This window comes from Pseudomonas sp. PH1b (assembly GCF_000633395.1).
Lineage (GTDB): Bacteria > Pseudomonadota > Gammaproteobacteria > Pseudomonadales > Pseudomonadaceae > Aquipseudomonas.
The window spans coordinates 110,932-128,487 of sequence record NZ_AYMU01000011.1; the positions used below are offsets into that span (position 1 = coordinate 110,932).

Annotated in this window: 17 protein-coding genes, 1 tRNA gene and 1 pseudogene; 10 read left to right on the plus strand and 9 right to left on the minus strand. The window is 59.3% G+C overall.

Going from position 1 to position 17,556, the window contains the following annotated elements; all coding sequences use genetic code 11:
• Positions 1–5: 5 nt before the first annotated feature.
• From U873_RS0119245 to U873_RS37265, 6 genes are all read right to left on the minus strand, one after another.
• Positions 6–1,028 (minus strand): ABC transporter permease, encoded by a 1,023-nt coding sequence (locus U873_RS0119245; RefSeq protein ID WP_025129790.1) that lies wholly within the window; start codon positions 1,026–1,028, stop codon positions 6–8.
• Entirely contained in the window at positions 1,028–2,092 is a 1,065-nt protein-coding gene (locus tag U873_RS0119250; RefSeq protein ID WP_025129791.1) for a microcin C ABC transporter permease YejB, read from the minus strand. The genes U873_RS0119245 and U873_RS0119250 overlap by 1 nt, the downstream gene beginning before the upstream one ends.
• Entirely contained in the window at positions 2,092–3,954 is a 1,863-nt protein-coding gene (locus tag U873_RS0119255; RefSeq protein WP_025129792.1) for an extracellular solute-binding protein, read from the minus strand. Before U873_RS0119255 ends, U873_RS0119250 begins: the two co-directional genes overlap by 1 nt.
• Positions 3,955–4,090: 136 nt before the next feature.
• On the minus strand, positions 4,091–4,372 hold the full coding sequence (locus tag U873_RS0119260; protein WP_025129793.1) for a peptidylprolyl isomerase: 282 nt from the start codon (positions 4,370–4,372) through the stop codon (positions 4,091–4,093).
• 214 nt (positions 4,373–4,586) lie between these two features.
• The gene (locus U873_RS0119270) at positions 4,587–5,678 is read right to left on the minus strand and encodes a 3-deoxy-7-phosphoheptulonate synthase (RefSeq protein WP_025129795.1); all 1,092 of its coding nucleotides are present in this window, start codon (positions 5,676–5,678) and stop codon (positions 4,587–4,589) included.
• A 348-nt stretch (positions 5,679–6,026) separates the two neighbouring features.
• Positions 6,027–6,161 carry a hypothetical protein gene (locus tag U873_RS37265; protein WP_256244548.1) on the minus strand — a complete coding sequence of 45 codons (135 nt, stop codon included), beginning with the start codon at positions 6,159–6,161 and terminating at the stop codon, positions 6,027–6,029.
• A 161-nt stretch (positions 6,162–6,322) separates the two neighbouring features.
• Between U873_RS37265 and U873_RS0119280 the strand changes: the two genes are divergently transcribed.
• The gene (locus tag U873_RS0119280) at positions 6,323–7,081 is read left to right on the plus strand and encodes a carbon-nitrogen hydrolase family protein (protein WP_025129796.1); all 759 of its coding nucleotides are present in this window, start codon (positions 6,323–6,325) and stop codon (positions 7,079–7,081) included.
• Positions 7,078–7,554, plus strand: a complete 477-nt coding sequence (locus U873_RS0119285; protein ID WP_025129797.1) for an N-acetyltransferase — start codon at positions 7,078–7,080, stop codon at positions 7,552–7,554. The genes U873_RS0119280 and U873_RS0119285 overlap by 4 nt, the downstream gene beginning before the upstream one ends.
• Here U873_RS0119285 and U873_RS0119290 read toward each other — a convergent pair.
• A complete protein-coding gene (locus U873_RS0119290) occupies positions 7,551–7,787 on the minus strand; it encodes a DNA-binding protein (RefSeq protein ID WP_025129798.1) in 237 nt (78 codons plus the stop codon). The two genes, U873_RS0119285 and U873_RS0119290, sit on opposite strands and share 4 nt — an antisense overlap.
• A gap of 307 nt (positions 7,788–8,094) precedes the next feature.
• Here U873_RS0119290 and uvrY point away from each other — a divergent pair, with 307 nt between their 5' ends.
• The 5 genes and pseudogenes from uvrY to U873_RS34435 form a co-directional block, all read left to right on the plus strand.
• Positions 8,095–8,736: a UvrY/SirA/GacA family response regulator transcription factor gene (gene uvrY / locus U873_RS0119295; protein ID WP_025129799.1), complete on the plus strand. Its 642-nt coding sequence runs from the start codon at positions 8,095–8,097 to the stop codon at positions 8,734–8,736.
• A 1-nt stretch (position 8,737) separates the two neighbouring features.
• Positions 8,738–10,561, plus strand: a complete 1,824-nt coding sequence (gene uvrC / locus U873_RS0119300) for an excinuclease ABC subunit UvrC (protein ID WP_025129800.1) — start codon at positions 8,738–8,740, stop codon at positions 10,559–10,561.
• 32 nt (positions 10,562–10,593) lie between these two features.
• The gene (pgsA, locus tag U873_RS0119305) at positions 10,594–11,154 is read left to right on the plus strand and encodes a CDP-diacylglycerol--glycerol-3-phosphate 3-phosphatidyltransferase (RefSeq protein WP_025129801.1); all 561 of its coding nucleotides are present in this window, start codon (positions 10,594–10,596) and stop codon (positions 11,152–11,154) included.
• Between the two features lie 65 nt (positions 11,155–11,219).
• A tRNA-Gly gene (locus U873_RS0119310) sits at positions 11,220–11,295 on the plus strand.
• Between the two features lie 360 nt (positions 11,296–11,655).
• A pseudogene (locus U873_RS34435) lies at positions 11,656–12,183 on the plus strand (IS66 family transposase); the annotation flags it as partial.
• Between the two features lie 321 nt (positions 12,184–12,504).
• Here the strand turns inward: U873_RS34435 and U873_RS36735 are convergent.
• Both U873_RS36735 and U873_RS0119320 read right to left on the minus strand, forming a co-directional pair.
• Positions 12,505–13,146, minus strand: coding sequence for a hypothetical protein (locus U873_RS36735; protein WP_157838108.1), 642 nt, complete (start codon positions 13,144–13,146; stop codon positions 12,505–12,507).
• Positions 13,147–13,497: 351 nt separating this feature from the next.
• Positions 13,498–14,382 (minus strand): LysR family transcriptional regulator, encoded by an 885-nt coding sequence (locus U873_RS0119320; RefSeq protein WP_025129803.1) that lies wholly within the window; start codon positions 14,380–14,382, stop codon positions 13,498–13,500.
• Between the two features lie 288 nt (positions 14,383–14,670).
• Between U873_RS0119320 and U873_RS0119325 the strand changes: the two genes are divergently transcribed.
• From U873_RS0119325 to U873_RS0119335, 3 genes are read left to right on the plus strand one after another with little or no spacing between them, the layout of a single operon-like run.
• Complete coding sequence (locus tag U873_RS0119325) at positions 14,671–15,786, plus strand: ABC transporter substrate-binding protein (RefSeq protein ID WP_029978511.1); 1,116 nt, start codon at positions 14,671–14,673, stop codon at positions 15,784–15,786.
• A gap of 1 nt (position 15,787) precedes the next feature.
• Positions 15,788–16,639 carry an ABC transporter permease gene (locus tag U873_RS0119330; protein ID WP_025129805.1) on the plus strand — a complete coding sequence of 284 codons (852 nt, stop codon included), beginning with the start codon at positions 15,788–15,790 and terminating at the stop codon, positions 16,637–16,639.
• Positions 16,636–17,475, plus strand: a complete 840-nt coding sequence (locus tag U873_RS0119335) for an ABC transporter permease (RefSeq protein WP_081818683.1) — start codon at positions 16,636–16,638, stop codon at positions 17,473–17,475. Before U873_RS0119330 ends, U873_RS0119335 begins: the two co-directional genes overlap by 4 nt.
• Positions 17,476–17,556: the final 81 nt, after the last annotated feature.

A 17,556-nucleotide genomic window follows, 5' to 3' on the forward strand; every position in this document is an offset into this window, starting at 1 on the left:
CCGCTTCACGATCTTGGGTCAAAGGCATCACGCAATGCCTCGCCGATAAACACCAGCAGCGAGAGGATCAGCGCCAGGGTGAAGAAGGCCGTCAATCCCAGCCAGGGCGCCTGCAGGTTCTGCTTGCCCTGGCCGATCAGCTCGCCCAGGGAGGCGCTGCCGGCGGGCATGCCGAAGCCGAGGAAGTCCAGCGCGGTGAGGGTCGAGATGGCGCCGGTGAGAATGAACGGCAGGTAGCTCAGGGTGGCGTTCATGGCATTGGGCAGGATGTGTCGCAGGATCACCTTGCGGTCGGTCAGGCCCAGGGCCCGAGCGGCCTTGACGTACTCCAGGTTGCGTCCGCGCAGGAACTCGGCGCGCACCACGTCCACCAGGGCCAGCCAGGAGAACAGCGCCATGATCCCCAGCAGCCACCAGAAGTTCGGTTCGACAAACCCCGAAAGGATAATCAGCAGGTACAGCACCGGCAGCCCCGACCACACCTCCAGCAGGCGTTGGCCGAGCAGGTCGACCCAGCCGCCGTAGTAGCCTTGCAGGGCGCCGGCGGCGATGCCGATCAGGGCGCTGATGGCGGTCAGGGCCAGGGCGAACAGGATCGATACACGGGCGCCGTAGATCACTCGCGCGGCCACGTCCCGGGCCTGGTCGTCGGTGCCCAGCCAGTTCACCGCGGTGGGCGGGCTGGGGGCTGGGCGACTCAGGTCGTAATTGGGGGTGTCCTCGCTGAAGGGAATGGGCGGGAACAGCAGCCAGCCGCCGTCCTTGCGGATCAGTTGCTGCACGTAGTCGCTGCGGTAGTCGGCCTGGAACGGCAACTGGCCGCCGAATTCCTGCTCGGTGTAGCGCTTGAACACCGGGAAGTACAGCGAGCCCTGGTAGCTGACCACCAGCGGCTTGTCGTTGGCGATCAGCTCGCCGCCCAGGGTAAGGATGAACAGGCCGATGAACAGCCACAGCGACCACCAGCCACGGCGGTTTTTCTTGAAGCGGTCGAAGCGCCGGCGCGCCAGGGGGGAAAGCGTGAACATCAGGCGTTCCTCGCGGCGAAGTCGATACGCGGGTCGACCAGGGTGTAGCACAGGTCGCCGATGAGTTTTATCAGGAGGCCGAACAGGGTGAAGATGAACAGCGAGCCGAACACCACCGGGTAGTCCCGGGACACGGCAGCCTCGTAGCTCATGCGCCCCAGGCCGTCGAGGGAGAAGATCACTTCGATCAGCAGGGAGCCGGCGAAGAACACGCTGATAAAGGCCTGGGGAATCCCCGAGACCACCAGCAGCATGGCGTTGCGGAACACATGCCCATACAGCACCCGGCGCTCGCTCAGGCCCTTGGCCCGGGCGGTGACCACGTACTGGCGGGTGATCTCGTTGAGGAAGGAGTTCTTGGTGAGGATGGTCAGGGTGGCAAAGCCGCCGATCACCAGGGAGCTGACCGGCAGCACCAGGTGCCAGAAGTAGTCGGCGATCTTGCCCAGGGTGCTCAGTTGCTCGAAGTTGTCCGAGACCAGGCCGCGCACCGGGAACCAGTTCAGCGAAGTGCCGCCGGCGAACAGCACGATCAGGAACATGGCGAACAGGAAGGCCGGCATGGCGTAGCCGATGATGATCGCGGTGCTGCTCCAGATATCGAAATGGCTGCCGTGGTGCACCGCTTTGCGGATCCCCAGGGGGATCGACACCAGGTAGGTGATCAGGGTGGCCCAGAGGCCCAGGGAAATGGTCACCGGCATCTTTTCCAGGATCAGGTCGGTGACCGTGGCGCCGCGGAAGAAGCTCTTGCCGAAGTCCAGTTGGGCGTAGTTCTTGAGCATCAGCCAGAGGCGCTCGGGGGCCGGCTTGTCGAAGCCGTATTGCTTCTCGATGTCCTCGATCAGCTTGGGATCCAGGCCGCGGCTGGCCCGGGAGCCGCTGGCGCTCATGGCGTCGGCGGAACCGCCGACGGCGCCGCCACCGCCGATGCCTTGCAGGCGGGCGATAGCCTGTTCCACCGGGCCGCCGGGGGCAGCCTGGACGATGACGAAGTTCACCAGAAGAATGATCAGCAGGGTCGGGATGATCAGCAGCAGGCGCCGCACAATGTAGCCCAGCATCAGTGGCGTCCTCCGGGTTTGCCACGGCGGATCAGCTCGGCGGCCATTTGTTCATCGGTCAGTGCGGTGCCGCTGACTTCCCACCAGCTCTCGATGGCTTCGTCGTTGCTCGCCGGCACCTTGGGAATGCCGAAGCGGTTCCACCATACGGTGGAGGTGCCCGGCGGGTAGTAGTTGGCAATCCAGTAGTAGTTCCACTGCAGGACCCGGTCCAGAGCGTGGGCGTAGCGCAGCATTTCCGGCTGGCTGGTGGCCTTCACCAGGCCGTTGACCAGGGTGTCCACCGCCGGGTTCTTGAGCACCATGTAGTTGTTGGAGCCGGGGTCGTTGGCTGAGGCCGAGCCGAAATAGTTGTACAGCTCCAGGCCTGGCGAGGTGGTCACCGGGTAGCCGGTGACGATCATGTCGTAGTCCCGGGCCATCAGCCGGTTGACGTACTGCGAGGAGTCGATGCGACGGATGTTCAGGTTGATGCCGATCTGCGCCAGGTTGCGCTTGTAGGGCAGCAGCAGGCGTTCGATGGAACTCTGGGTGATCAGGAAGGTGAAGCTCAGGGGCTCGCCCTCGGCATTCACCAGCTTGTCGCCTTCGGGTTTCCAGCCCGCTTGCTCCAGCAGTGCCAGGGCTTGCAGCTGTTTGTCGCGAATGTTGCCGCTGCCATCGGTTTTCGGGGCTTCGAAGACCTGGGTGAAGACTTCGTCGGGGATCTGCCCACGCAGGGGTTCGAGGATCTTCAGTTCTTCGGCGTCCGGCAGGCTGCGGGCGGCCAGTGGGGTGTTGGAGAAAAAGCTCTGCTGGCGGATGTACAGGTCGCGCATCATCTGCCGGTTGCTCCATTCGAAATCCCAGAGCATGGCCAGGGCCTGGCGTACCCGGCGGTCCTGGAACATCGGTCGGTCAAGGTTGAACACATAGCCCTGGGCCGGTTGCGGCGCGGCCTGGGCCAGGTGGGCCTTTTGCAGGCGGCCATCCTTGAGGGCCGGGCTGTCGTAGCCGATGGAGTAGCCGGTGGCGGAGAACTCGCGGTTGTAGTCGTAGGCGCCGCCGCGCAGCACCTGGCGGGCGACGTCGATGTCGCCGAAGTACTCGACGCTGAAATGATCGAAGTTGTACAGGCCGCGACTCACCGGCAGGTCCTTGCCCCACCAGTCGGGATTGCGGGCGAAGGTGATGCTGTTGCCCGAGTCGACCTTGCTCACCCGGTAGGGGCCGCTGCCCAGGGGGGCTTCATAACCGCCGCCGCCAGCAAAGTCGCGACTCTTCCACCAGTGTTCGGGGAACACCGGCAGGGTCGCGATATCCAGCGGCAGGGTGCGGTTCTCGTTGCTCTTGAAGTCGAAGCGCACCACCCGCGGCGACTCCACGGTGACGCCTTTGACGTCGTCGAACTGGGTGCGGTAGCGCATGCTGCCACGGGTCATCAGCAGGTCGTAGCTGTAGCGCACGTCTTCGGCTGTGATCGGTGTGTTATCGGCGAAGCGCGCCTTGGGGTTGAGGTAGAAGCGCAGCCACAGGCCATCGTCGGCGCGTTCCATTTTCTCGGCCACCAGGCCGTAGACGGTGTAGGGCTCGTCCAGGGAGCGCTGGGCCAGGGGCGAATAGACCAGGCCGTCGAGCTGGGACACGCCGATGCCTTTGTCGATGTAGGGCAGGACGTGGTCGAAGCGGCCGATCTCGATTGCCGAGCGGCGCAGGGTCCCGCCTTTCGGGGCCTGGGGGTTGACGTAGTCGAAGTGGCTGAAGCCCTGGGGGTACTTGGCCGGTTCGCCGTAGACGGTCATGGCGTGCTGCGGTGCGGCCTGGGTACTTGCGGCGCCCAGCAACAGGGCGATGAGAAACACAGAGGAAGAAAGCAGTCGCATTGTCAGCCTTAGGAGCCGGGTGATCGATGACCACGATTTGTACGCTAGCGGCGCGTTGCTGGCCAGTCGCATGCTGTATCACAAGCACAACGGCCCACCAGAGGGCGGGCCGTTGGCAGGGCAAATCGCGAGCGAATCAGTCCTGACGGCTGGTGACTTCCAGCAGGTGATAACCGAACTGGGTCTTCACTGGACCTTGCACGACATTGATCGGCGCGCTGAACACCACGGTATCGAACTCCTTGACCATCTGGCCCGGGCCGAAGGAGCCCAGGTTGCCGCCGTCACGGCTGGACGGGCAGGTGGAGTTCTTTTTCGCCACTTCGGCGAAGTCGGCGCCGGCTTCGATCTCGGCTTTGAGTTCGTTGCACTTGGCTTCGCTGGCAACCAGGATGTGACGGGCAGAGGCTTTGGCCATGGATGTTGCTCCTTTCAAGAAAGTTGAGAGCCTACCGGAATATGTAGCCGTTTTCTTCTCAAAGTTCCTTCAAGCCATTGCCGCCGGGCGGTTGCGCGGGGATGGGGGGGATAGTCCCGTAGGAGCCGGCTTGCCGGCGAAGAGGTCCTTGGAGGAGACGGTGCTCTTGAGGACGCCTTCGCTGGCAAGCCAGCTCCTGCGGGGGCGCTAATGCTCAGGCGGGGACGGCTGCGGCCTTGTGCGCGCGCTGCAGTTGCTGGGCGGCATTGCGCAACAGTTGCTCGGTGGCGTTCCAGCCCAGGCAGCCGTCGGTCACCGAGACGCCGTAGCGCAGGTTGTCGCTCAGGGGCTGGCAGCCTTCGAACAGGTGGCTTTCCAGCATCACGCCCATCAGTGATGTATTGCCCTGCAGGCGCTGTTCCAGCACCTCGTTGAATACCGCCGGCTGGCGCAACGGGTCTTTGCCGCTGTTGGCGTGGCTGCAATCGACCATGATCCGCGCCGGGATCTTCAGTTTCTGCAGCTCCTGGCGCACCTGGGCCACGCTCTGGCGGTCGTAGTTCGGCCCGCGATGGCCACCGCGCAGTACCAGGTGGGTGTCGGGGTTGCCCGGGGTCTGGATGATTGCCGGGTGGCCCTGGCTGTCGACGCCGAAGTGGCGGTGCGGATGAGCCGCCGAGCGCATGGCGTCACAGGCGATGGCGACGCCGCCGTCGGTACCGTTCTTGAAGCCCACGGGCATTTCCAGGCCACTGGCCATCTCGCGGTGGATCTGCGATTCGGTGGTGCGCGCACCAATCGCGACCCAGCTCAGCAGGTCGTCGAAGTAGCCGGCGGCCATGGGCTGCAGCAGTTCGGTGGCAATCGGCAGGCCCAGGCGCAGCATGTGGCGCATCAGTTCCCGGGACAGGGTCAGGCCGCCGGCCATGTCGTCGCTGCCGTCCAGGTCCGGGTCGTAGGCCAGGCCTTTCCAACCCACGGTGGTGCGGGGCTTTTCGACGTAGGCGCGCATCACCAAGAGCATCTGGTCGCTCACCTCTTCGGCCAGGTGGGCCAGGTTGGCGGCGTATTCCAGGGCCGATTGTGGGTCATGGATGGAGCAGGGACCGACCACTACCAGCAGGCGCTGGTCGCGGCCTTCGAGAATGGCGCGTACCGCCTGGCGGTGGGTGGCGACTTGCTGGCTCAGGGCCAGGGATAGCGGCAATTGCTGCTTGAGCTCCAGGGAGCTGGGCAGGCGCCGGGTCAGGGTTTCATTGGCGCTGACGTGGGCGGACAGGGGCAGGGCGGATACGGACGAGTTCATGTGCGGTCTTCCTGGGCGGGCGGCGGGTGGTTTCCCCGCACGCGGCCCTACTGGGGTGTTCGACAATTGGCCGTACTGGCCATAAGTGTGCAATTGCCACCGGTAGGTGACCGATCGGAGGCGGCAGGCTGTCCCGAACGGAGGCTGCTAAATCGCCAGGCGCTAAACATGTCGTAACGGTAATAGGTGGAGTAGTTCATGGGGCAATCCTCAAATAAGTTCGGTGTGTTGCTGAAAGTCGTGGTGAAAAACGTCAAGCCTGAAAAAACAAAACCCCCGGTCGGGAGGCCGACCGGGGGTTGAGATTTCTCTGGTAGGCGACCCGTGAAGTTGGGCGCCGGTTGGGTATCAGGCGCGCCAGTGGCTAAACCAATACCCAAAATAAAAGCTCACCGGAGCCTTGTCGCCGTTGACCCAGGCAGCCGCAACCGAGCGCAGGGCGCTGGCGGTGTGGCGATGCAGGGAAAGGGTCTGGGACAACATGGGGTTTCTCCGTGAAGTGGGGCGAGCTTACTAGAGGCCGGGGCCGGGATTCAATCAGTAATTTCTATGGCGGTTTGGCGTGGGAGGCTATGGATTAAGCCTGCAGGGGATTTATGCCACACTCGCACTTCCCGCCAGATTGCCCTTATCAAGGAATGCGCATGTCTGATTTGACCCTCGCTGTCGCCCAGTCGGTGTCCGTTGCCGGCGACTTGCCGGCCAATATGGCCCGTCATCAGCAAATGATGCGTGAAGCGGCGGCGAAGGGCGTGCAATTGCTGGTGTTTCCCGAGCTGTCGTTGACGGGCTATGAGCCGCAACTGGCGGCCGAGTTGGCCCTGGCGCCGGATTCGCCGACGCTGCAGCCGTTGCGTGACCTGGCTCGGGAACTGGGGCTGACAGCGGTGGTGGGGATGCCGGTTCGCCTCCAGCCTCAGGCGCCGGTGTTGATCGGAGCGCTGGTGCTGGGGGCTGACGGTTCCCTGGCGCTCTACAGCAAGCAGCATCTGCATGCGGGAGAGGAGCGCGCTTTTGTCGCAGGCAGCGGCGGTGAGCCCGTGGTGTTCGGCGAGGCAATCGTGGCCCTGGCGGTGTGCGCGGATTTTTGCCATGCCAGCCACGTACAGGCCGCGGTGACAGCGGGGGCTGGAATCTACGCAGCCGGGGTGCTGGTCAGCGAGGGAGGCTATGCCCAGGACAGTGCGCTGTTACAGGCTTATGCCCGTGAGCACGGCATTTTGGTGCTGATGGCCAACCATGGTGGCCCCAGCGGTGGCTGGGCTTGCGCCGGGCGCAGTGCCATCTGGGGCGTTTGCGGCGAGTTGCTGGGGGCGGTGGAGGGCACGGGGGAGGCGCTGCTGATCGCCCGGCGCAGCGCTGGCCAATGGCGGGTCGATGGAATGGCGAGCGCGAATCGATGAGCGCTTTCGAACTGCGTCCGGCGCTCGATCGCGACTTGGCATTCGCCCGGGACCTGACCCGTTCCACCATGCTGGGGTATTACATTCGCAATGACCTGCTGTGGCTTGACGAAGCCTTCGACGTGGCCTGGGCCGGCCGGGAAAATCTGCTGATTGGCCTGGGGCGCGAGGTGCTGGGCTTTGTCAGCCTGAGCCGGGATCAGCGGGCCCTGTATATCCGCGAGCTGCATGTGCTGGAAGCCTGGCGGGGAAAGGGAGCGGGGGCCTGGACGCTGGGCCGGGTGCTGCAAATGGCGGCCCAGGAACGGCGAGGATTGTTGCGCCTGACGGTGTTCAAGGGTAATCCGGCGCAACGCCTGTATGAACGGATGGGATTGCAGGTGGTGGGGGAGGACGACTGTTTCTGGCGCATGGAGCGCGCATCTGCCTTGCGTGTCGACGAAGCCTGCGATCCCGGCCCGGTCCTGTCCTAGGCATCCTGCTGCGCTGGATCCAGGGCTTGGCCTTCCTCGGCGATCACGCCGTCCTTCATTCCCAGCAGCACCGCGACCTTGTGGGCTTCGCCGCGCTTGCCTTTCTTGCGGCCAGCCAGCACCTGATAGGTAGTGGCTGGATCAACCCCGTGTTCGCGTGCGAACTGTTGAACCGATTTACCTTGATATTCCAGCCAGGCCTTGGCTTGTGCGGCGGTGCGGATACCGGGCATAGTTCGAAACCGTTCAGATTTGTTCAAGGCTGCAGGATGTAACACCCCTAGGGGGGTATCGAACAGGATCATACATCCAAATGGGTGGATCAGGTTCGTGGCCGAATGCAGGGAAAACACCCGGGTTCGGGGAAGGGAAGAAAGGTCCGCTGGACAGCGTGCGAACGTCAGCCATTCTTGTGCGAGGGGCGATTAGACCCTTATTGCATGCAGATGTTTTTTATATAGCGCTTGTGATTAGGTTTGTACGGCGCTTTTTTGCTAAGGTGTCCGGCAATCTATAAAGACCAAATCGCGAGGTGTCTGCTTGATTAGGGTGCTAGTAGTCGATGACCATGATCTCGTTCGTACGGGCATTACACGAATGTTGGCTGACATCGATGGCCTGCAAGTAGTCGGGCAGGCGGAGTCCGGGGAAGAGTCCCTGATCAAGGCTCGGGAGCTGAAGCCGGATGTGGTGCTGATGGACGTCAAGATGCCTGGCATCGGCGGCCTTGAAGCCACGCGCAAACTGCTGCGCAGTCATCCGGATATCAAAGTCGTCGCGGTGACCGTCTGCGAGGAAGATCCGTTTCCGACCCGGTTGCTGCAGGCCGGAGCGGCGGGCTACCTGACCAAGGGTGCCGGCCTCAATGAAATGGTTCAGGCTATTCGCCTGGTATTTGCCGGCCAACGCTACATCAGCCCGCAGATCGCTCAGCAACTGGTGTTCAAATCATTCCAGCCGTCCAGTGATTCTCCGTTCGACGCCTTGTCCGAACGGGAGATCCAGATTGCCCTGATGATCGTCGGTTGCCAGAAGGTACAGATCATCTCCGACAAACTGTGCCTGTCGCCGAAAACCGTGAACACCTACCGCTACCGTATCTTCGAGAAGCTCTCGATCAGCAGCGATGTCGAGTTGACGCTGTTGGCGGTTCGCCATGGCATGGTTGATGCCAGCCTCTGAAATGACCGACCTGTTTGATCCCAGCGCCTTTCTTTCTACCTGCAGTGGCCGTCCCGGTGTGTATCGCATGTTCGACAGCGATGCGCGCCTGCTCTACGTCGGCAAAGCCAAGAATCTGAAGAACCGCCTGTCGAGCTATTTCCGCAAGACTGGGCAGGCGCCCAAGACGGCTGCCCTGGTGGCGCGCATCGCGCAGATCGAAACCACCATCACCGCCAACGAAACCGAGGCGCTGCTGCTGGAGCAGACGCTGATCAAGGAATGGCGGCCGCCGTACAACATCCTGTTGCGCGACGATAAGTCCTATCCCTATGTGTTTCTGTCAGACGGCGACTTCCCGCGTTTCAGCATCCATCGTGGGGCCAAGAAGCAGAAGGGCAAGTACTTCGGCCCTTACCCCAGCGCCGGGGCCATTCGTGAAAGCCTGAGCCTGCTGCAGAAGACCTTCATGGTCCGCCAATGCGAGGACAGTTATTACAAGAACCGCACCCGGCCCTGCCTGCAGTATCAGATCAAGCGTTGCAAGGCGCCCTGTGTCGGCCTGGTGGAGCCCGAGGTCTACGCCGAAGACGTGCGTCACTCGGTGATGTTCCTCGAAGGCCGCAGCAATGCCCTGAGCGATGAGCTGTCCACGGCCATGGAAGCGGCTGCCGGCACCCTGGATTTTGAGAAGGCCGCCGAACTGCGGGACCAGATCTCCCTGCTGCGCCGGGTCCAGGACCAGCAGAGCATGGAAGGCGGTACCGGCGATGTGGATGTGGTGGCGGCGTTCGTCAACCCGGGAGGCGCCTGCGTGCACCTGATCAGCGTGCGCGGTGGGCGGGTGCTGGGCAGCAAGAACTTCTTTCCCCAGGTCGGCATCGAGGAGGAGGTGGCAGAGGTCATGTCGGCCTTCCTCAGTCAGTATTTCCTCAGCAGCCCCGAGCGCGACTTGCCAGCGGAGTTGATCGTCAATGTGGTGCACGAGGATTTTCCGACCCTGATCGCCGCCATCGAAGAGTTGCGTGGCCGTGAACTGACCATCAGCCATCGGGTGCGCGGTACCCGTGCCCGCTGGCAGCAGCTGGCGGTAACCAATGCCGAGCAGGCCCTGGGCGCGCGCCTGGCCAACCGGCAGCATGTGGCCGCGCGGTTCGACGCCCTGGCCGAAGTGCTGAACCTGGATGAGCCGCCGCAGCGCCTGGAGTGCTACGACATCAGCCATTCCAGCGGCGAGGCCACCGTGGCGTCCTGCGTGGTGTTTGGTCCGGAAGGGCCGTTGAAGTCCGATTACCGCCGCTACAACATCGAGGGCGTGACTGCCGGAGATGACTATGCCGCCATGCACCAGGCCCTGACCCGGCGCTTCAGCAAGCTCAAGGACGGCGAGGGCAAGCTGCCGGACATTCTCCTGGTGGACGGCGGCAAGGGGCAGCTGTCCATGGCCCGGGATGTGCTCAACGAGCTGGCGGTGCCGGACCTGATCCTGCTCGGCGTGGCCAAGGGGGCGACCCGCAAGGCCGGTTTCGAAACCCTGTACCTGAACGATGCAGCCCATGAATTCACCCTTAAGGGCGATTCGCCAGCGCTGCACCTGATCCAGCAAATCCGCGATGAGGCTCACCGCTTCGCGATCACCGGTCACCGTGCCCGACGCGGCAAGACCCGGCGCACCTCGACCCTGGAAGGGGTCGCGGGCGTGGGGCCCAAGCGTCGGCGTGACCTTCTTAAACATTTTGGTGGATTGCAGGAACTGTCCCGTGCCAGCATCGACGAAATCGCCAAAGCACCGGGAATCAGTAAAAAGCTCGCTGAGTTGATTTATGCAAGCCTGCACAGCGAGTAGAATGCCCAATCACCTCGTAGCCAGTTGTGCCGATGAATATCCCTAATCTGATCACCGTTCTACGCGTTCTGCTCATCCCGATTTTCATATTGCTGTTCTATTTGCCCTATAGCTGGAGCTACATGGCGGCCAGTTCAGTATTTGCCTTCGCGGCCGCCACCGATTGGCTGGACGGCTACCTGGCGCGACGCCTGGAGCAGAGCACGCCCTTTGGTGCCTTCCTCGACCCGGTGGCCGATAAGCTGATGGTGGCCGTGGCCCTGGTGCTGCTGGTGCAAGAACACCACAACCTGTGGCTGACCTTGCCGGCCGCAGTGATCATCGGCCGTGAAATCGTCATCTCGGCCTTGCGCGAGTGGATGGCCGAGCTCGGCGCCCGTGCCCAGGTGGCGGTATCGAACATGGGCAAATGGAAAACCGCGGCGCAGATGCTGGCGCTGGTGATCCTGCTGGCCAACCCGTCGGATTTCAGCTTCTGGGTGCTGGTGGGTTACGCCTTGCTGTTGGCGGCAGCCGGCCTGACCTTGTGGTCGATGCTGCAGTATCTGCGTGCGGCCTGGCCTCACCTGAAAACCGACAACGAGAAAAAATAAGTTTTTTTGAATCAAAGGCTTGACGCGCATTCTGATTTCTATAGAATGCGCAACACCAAGACGTTGCGGGAATAGCTCAGTTGGTAGAGCACGACCTTGCCAAGGTCGGGGTCGCGAGTTCGAGTCTCGTTTCCCGCTCCAAACATAGCGCTGCAGACTTCCATTGAGGTCTGCAGCGATCAAAAAAAGGACCTTCGGGTCCTTTTTTTGTTGCGCGGGAACCGCTGAAGTTCAGCACGTATCCGCTAGGTTCAAGTCGTTTACGTGTGAACTCAGACTATGAATGGACAGATAAAAACCATACAGATCAGTAGCTTATAGTTCACTGTCCATTGTCCACTTTTTCCCAAATGGATGGACAGTGCTCCGTTTCGCTGCCCTGCGATGCTCCAGCAAAATACCTCTCCGCCTCGGACAAGCAACCTGATAGCTCCAGGCCCTGTCTGGATTCGAAGGGTGGATGAGGCAAGGCAGGATGTTCAGCTCTGTTGGGGGTATCCAGTTAATCTGGTCTGCGATGATTTTGGTGGCTGCAAGGCCAGCTTCGAACTCGGGGTGACGGAGATCGGCTGCATGGCCCATGCGTGGCGCAAGTTCTTCGAACTGCACGCCACAAACAAAAGCACGCTCGCCGAACAAGCTCTTCGCTATATCCAATTGCTTTACGAAATCGAGAGTGAAGTCCGCGATCTGGAGCCAGATTTACGGCACCGAATACGGCAGGAAAAAACCGTACCTGTGATGGAAAGTTTGCATGCCTGGATGACCGGCCGGCGCGATCTCGTGCCTGAAGGTTCGGCCATCAGCAGAGTCCTGGATTACAGCTTGAAACGATGGGCAGCGCTATCGCGCTACCTTGATGACGGGGCCGTACCCATTGACAACAATTGAGCTGAGAACCAAATCCGACCGTGGGCTCTTCGACGCAAGAACTGGCTATTTGCAGGATCGCTACGCAGCGGCAAACGGGCGGCAGCGATCATGAGTTTAATCCAGTCTGCACGGCTCAACAGGCATGATCCGTATTCCGCACGCTGGAAGCTTGGAGACCCCCGCTGATCTTCAACCGACAAGCTACGCATTCGAACGTGGAAGCATGCCGAGAGGTTAACGATCAGATACACCTGATAGTCAGCATGGACATGAAAGAGAGGTCGTATTTGCCTTTGGTGCCACATTAAAACTCATTAGAGATACTTATATTTGTGATGGGGTTGTATATGGTGGTGTGGCATTTTCTAACAAAAACTAAGAGGGTGCCTGTTCATGTGATTGAGGCTGAAATATCATAGTCTAGTTCGATGTAGGTTACTGCCGTAAAAATTGAGTTGTGCGGCAGGCTGTCTTGGGTCATTTGGCCATGTATGGCAGGCCTTGACAGAGAATAGAGAGCGGTATGATTGACTGGGGTTTTATGCGGAATTCAGATGGTTTTTTCTCTATTATATTGCGCAATTTCTTAGCTTCGCGTGCGGTTTTTACCAATACTGCAATGGGGGCCTTAGGTAGTTTATAGCTACCCTCACATCGCCACTCGCGCTCATGGATCCAATTGACACCAAATCCATTTACGTCGTTTAATTGAACTACCCGCCAAAGCTCATGTTGGGAGATGCCGACTTTTTTCTCCTCCTTTTTAGATAAATACATCACGGGACGACATCCTTTTTTAAATGCATTTTTCTTTGTGATCACGATTCCGTATGGCTCATATCTCGGGTTATCTTTTTTTGTGTCCCGCTCATTTAAGACATATTTTAGCGAGCTGAGAGGAGTGTCCATAAAGCAGGTGGCGCGTTTATACCCTTTTATGAATCCATCTGGCCCGCTTGATTTTATATGTCCGTCTTTGAGTATGGATATTAAGTTCTCGAAAGCGGAGTTCTTCTGTGGTTTTTTTGAGCGTCTTGTCAAATGTACAAGGAATGGCGATAAATCTGGTCTTTCAAAGAATGGTAGATTGTTTTTTGGTTTTTTGTTTGCTTTCGCCATGAATCATTTCCTTGAAAGATTTGAATGTGGGTGAGTTATGCTTTTGACTTAAAGCATACTAAAGTATACCGAGTCCAGAGGGTGGTTGGGCGCTGCGTTAAGCTTACAGCTTGCCTAGAGCTATAGTTTACTCTAACTGAGGCATGTCCCATGCCGTCGACTTCACCTACAGGTTCCCAACGCAATCCTGAAATGGACTTCGCCACCTTTACTGAGCTGCTCGCAGCTGGACGTCACCACCATTTTTTGCGGCCGATGGATGTGTGCTTCTGTTTGACACTGTGTTGAAGTACGACCGGGAGCTGAAGATATTGCTCCTGTCAGATTGCGTAAAATCTGATTACTTCCTGGCTAAATCTTCAAACTGGTTTTTAGGTTCGGCATAGACTCCAGTTCATGGAGCACCCAGTCAGCGAATTCACGAGCCAGACTTTGTTGACCATGGAAGGGAATGATCAGGAAGTAGGGATGTGGTGCAGGAAATTCCACATCGAACAAGCGCACAAGGTGCCCCTGGGCCAGTTCTTCCCCGGCCAGAATATGGTCACTGATAGTGACGCCGCCACCTGCTACGGCGGCGCGGATGGTCTGATAGGCGTCAGGTAGAAAGACGTTCTGGCGAACCTGTAGCCCCTGAACGCCAGCCGCAAGGAAGTAGCGGTTCCAGTCGGAGCCATCATCCTCATGCAGCAGAACCTGATACATCAGATCTCGTGGTTTGCGTAGTTGTTCCTTGGCGTTGAGTAAGCGAGGGCTGCATACCGGAAAGTAATGGATGTCGCTCAGTGCGGCAAAACGCTGCCCCTCCAGGTGTATATCACCGAAGGAAATGACCAGATCCGCCAGTCTCAGATCACCGCTTATCGGCAGTAAGTGCAGGGTCATTTCCTGATAGTTACGCTGAAAGCGCCTCAACAGTGGAGTTATTCGAGCCAGTAATGCCGGGGCACAGGCGATGTGCAGTTCGCTCGCCGGTTGTGACGATGGAAGCATGAGGTGAATGTGGCGCAATTGCTCAAACGCACTGCTCAACTGCTGGCTTAGCTGATGGCCTGCGGGCGTTAGGCGTACCCCCTTGATACCTCGCTCAATCAAGGCCGCTCCCAGTTCATTCTCCAGCTTTTTTACCTGGTGGCTGATAGCGCCGTGGGTAACGTGTAGTTCTTGCGCGGCCCGTCCGACATTTCCCTGTCGGACCAATGCATCAAAAGCCTTAAGGGCGATCAATGAGGGCATGCGCGGGGAATTTCTCCGATCCATGAGGACCCCCTTATTGTGATTTTTATTCGTTGTTTTGCTCGAAAACTATTGGCTTGCCGTTATTTCTATTCCTGTCAATGTTAGCCCCATAGCCATGAGAAAAGGCAATGGAGGCCTGATGCACTTCTCCTTATCGCTGGCATGCGGTCTTGATGTGGGTGAGTAGGAACAATGGTTTTATCACAGGACACCCATCTGGGGTCGCTTGATAGCCAAGTTGAGAATGGCCAGATCAATGGAGTGGTACCAAAGGAGAATCAAGGAATGATTGATCGGCAAAGGATCGTTGAGGATGTTCTTGAAATAGCCCGGGAGCGTGGACAGGGAGCTGGTATCAGCCGGCGGAGTTTCAATCAGAGTCTCTTGCTGCTGGGGGCGCTTGCGGCGGCAGGGCCTTGGCAGAGAGCGCTTTCTGCTGGTGGCAATGTTGTGGTGTCGAATTGGGGAGGCGATGCGGTATCGGCCTTCGAGAAGAGTTATGCCGGTTTCAATCAGGCTTCCGGACATAAGCTGCAGATCGACGGCAGCGGGCCCTCCGAAGGCGCCCTGAAAACTCAGGTGAATAGTGGCGCCGTGCGTTGGGACGTCTGCGACGGAGAGATGTATTCCTCTTATCGCTTGGGGCGCGGCGACGTCCTTAGTCCCATCGACTACACCGTGGTTGATAAATCGCTGGTGAACTTCGGTGACGTACATGACTTCGGCATTGCCAATTACAGCTACAGCTATGTGATTGGTTATGACCACAAGCGCTTTGGCGCCAACCCTCCCCGTAGCTGGGCCGACTTCTGGGATGTGAAGAAGTACCCCGGCAAACGCACCCTGTACAAATGGATGAGCGCCAACCTCGAATGCGCTCTATTGGCTGATGGGGTTCCCCCCGAACAACTCTACCCGCTGGATGTTGATCGAGCACTGCGTAAGATCGAGTCGTTGATGCCGCATATCGTCACTCACTGGTCTACCGGTGCCGAGTCACAGCAACTGCTGCTGGATGGCGAGGTGAGCATGGCGCAAATCTGGCATACCCGCGCCGAGTTAGTGAAGCAGGACAGTGGCGGACGCATCGAGTGGAGCTTTGACGGCGGCATCCTCTCGCCTTCGGTGTGGATGGTTCCGAAAAAAAATCCGGCCGGAGCCAAGGCAGCCATGGACTTTATCGCCTATGCGTTGCGTCCGGAGGTGCAGGCACTGCTGATGCAGATCTACAACATGGGGCCGGTCAACTCGGAGGCCAACGGGTTGCTCAGTCTAGAGTTGCAGGCCATCAATCCAACAGCACCAGAGAATCGCAAGAAGCAGGTGATGCTCAACAACCGTTGGCATGCTGAACATTATGGCGAAACACTCGAACGCTATCTGGCATTGATCGGAGGCTGAAATGGGGATGCTCTCAAGGGAGGCTGTGCCGATCTATGGCTTGTTGATTTTGCCGTTGCCACTTCTGGTGTTGGCGGGATATCTGTTACCGACTTTTGGCGTGCTGAGCTGGAGCCTGAGCATGCCTGAAGTTGGGGTTCAGAACTACACCGCCATTCTGGACAGTGCAAACCTGCAAGCGGTGATCTGGCGGACGTTGCGTATCTGCCTACTAACCACTCTGATCAGTGTGGCTGTCGCCTATCTGATTGCCTATCGCTGGCGCTTCGCTACAGCCCGCGGCCGACAGTTCATCGAGCTGTTCGTGTTGTTGCCATTCTGGCTGTCGATGTTGATCCGTGCTTTTGCCTGGCTGGTATTGCTACGCAACACTGGCCCGATCAATGAGGGGTTGTTAGGGCTGGGCTGGCTCGACGCGCCACTCCCCTTGGTGCGCAATGAGCTTGGGGCGTTGATTGGCATGGTGCATTTCATGGTGCCTTACGCGGTTTTTCCGCTGATGTCATCGATGCGCCAGGTGGATGACAGCCTGTTGCGTGCTGCCAGCAGTCTGGGGGCTGATCATTGGCAGAGTATGCGTGCTGTGTTTCTGCCTTTGACACTGCCGGGCTTGGCTGCCGCCTCGATGATTGTCTTTGTCTTCAGTCTGGGATGCTTCGTGACACCGGCGCTGTTAGGGGGGGGCAAAGCGGCGATGCTGGCGGAGTATATTTATGTGCAGATGTTCCAGCTTTCCAATTGGGGGTTGGGGGCAGCACTGAGTATCGTGCTGATGCTGATGGTGGTCGGCTGTACTTTGCTCTTTGGTCGGTTGGTCGGCTTTCGCCGGTTGCTGGGGAGGGCTGAGTCATGAGTCAGGCAGAGAATATCCACGTACCTATGTCCAGATCGGTACGTCAGCGCGGTGGTTATCCGAATCTGGGGGCAAACCTTTCACGGGTCGCCTTGATCCTGTCGGCATTGTTTCTACTGCTGCCGATTCTGGTGATTGTCCCTCTGTCGTTCGGTAACCAGCGTTATCTGGCATTCCCAGGTGCCGAGTGGTCGTTACGTCACTATGCAACCCTGCTTGATAGCGCCTGGTTACTGTCGATTATGCAAAGCCTGGGGCTGGCCCTGGTGGTGGGCGCGCTGAGTTGTGCACTGGCTGTGCTCTTCACCACTGGCATCTGGTTGCAGCGCCGTTATCGGGTCTTGCTGACGACCATCGTGCTACTGCCGATGATCGTGCCGCAGGTGGTTTCGGCCATGTCCATCTACTACCTCGATGCCCGCCTGGGAATACTCGACAGCTTGCTGGGAGTGGGGCTGGGTCATCTATTGATGGCCATGCCTTACTCGGTGATCGCGATGCTGGTGGCCTACAGCCGACTCGATATCTCGCTGTACAACGCCGCACGATCACTCGGTGCGGGCCTTTGGACAACCTTGCGCAAAGTGCTGATGCCTAACCTGCGGGCCGGCATGTTCACAAGCTTCTTCATGGGTTTTGTCATGTCCTGGGAGGAGGTGGTGGTGAGCTTGTTCACCAGTGGGCTGAATGTCATGACCCTGCCCAAGCGAATCTGGGATGGCCTGCGCTACAACCTCGACCCGGCGATTGCGGCGGTATCCACTTTGATGATCCTGATCACGCTGGTGGTGATGTTCGCTCGGATCTATATCGGGCAGCGAAGCCGAACGCGCTGATTCCTTCCGGGCCGCCCGTTCGGGCGGTCCTTTATCAACCTGACGATTGAAGTGCACCTTTTCCCTAAGGAGGGAGTTCTC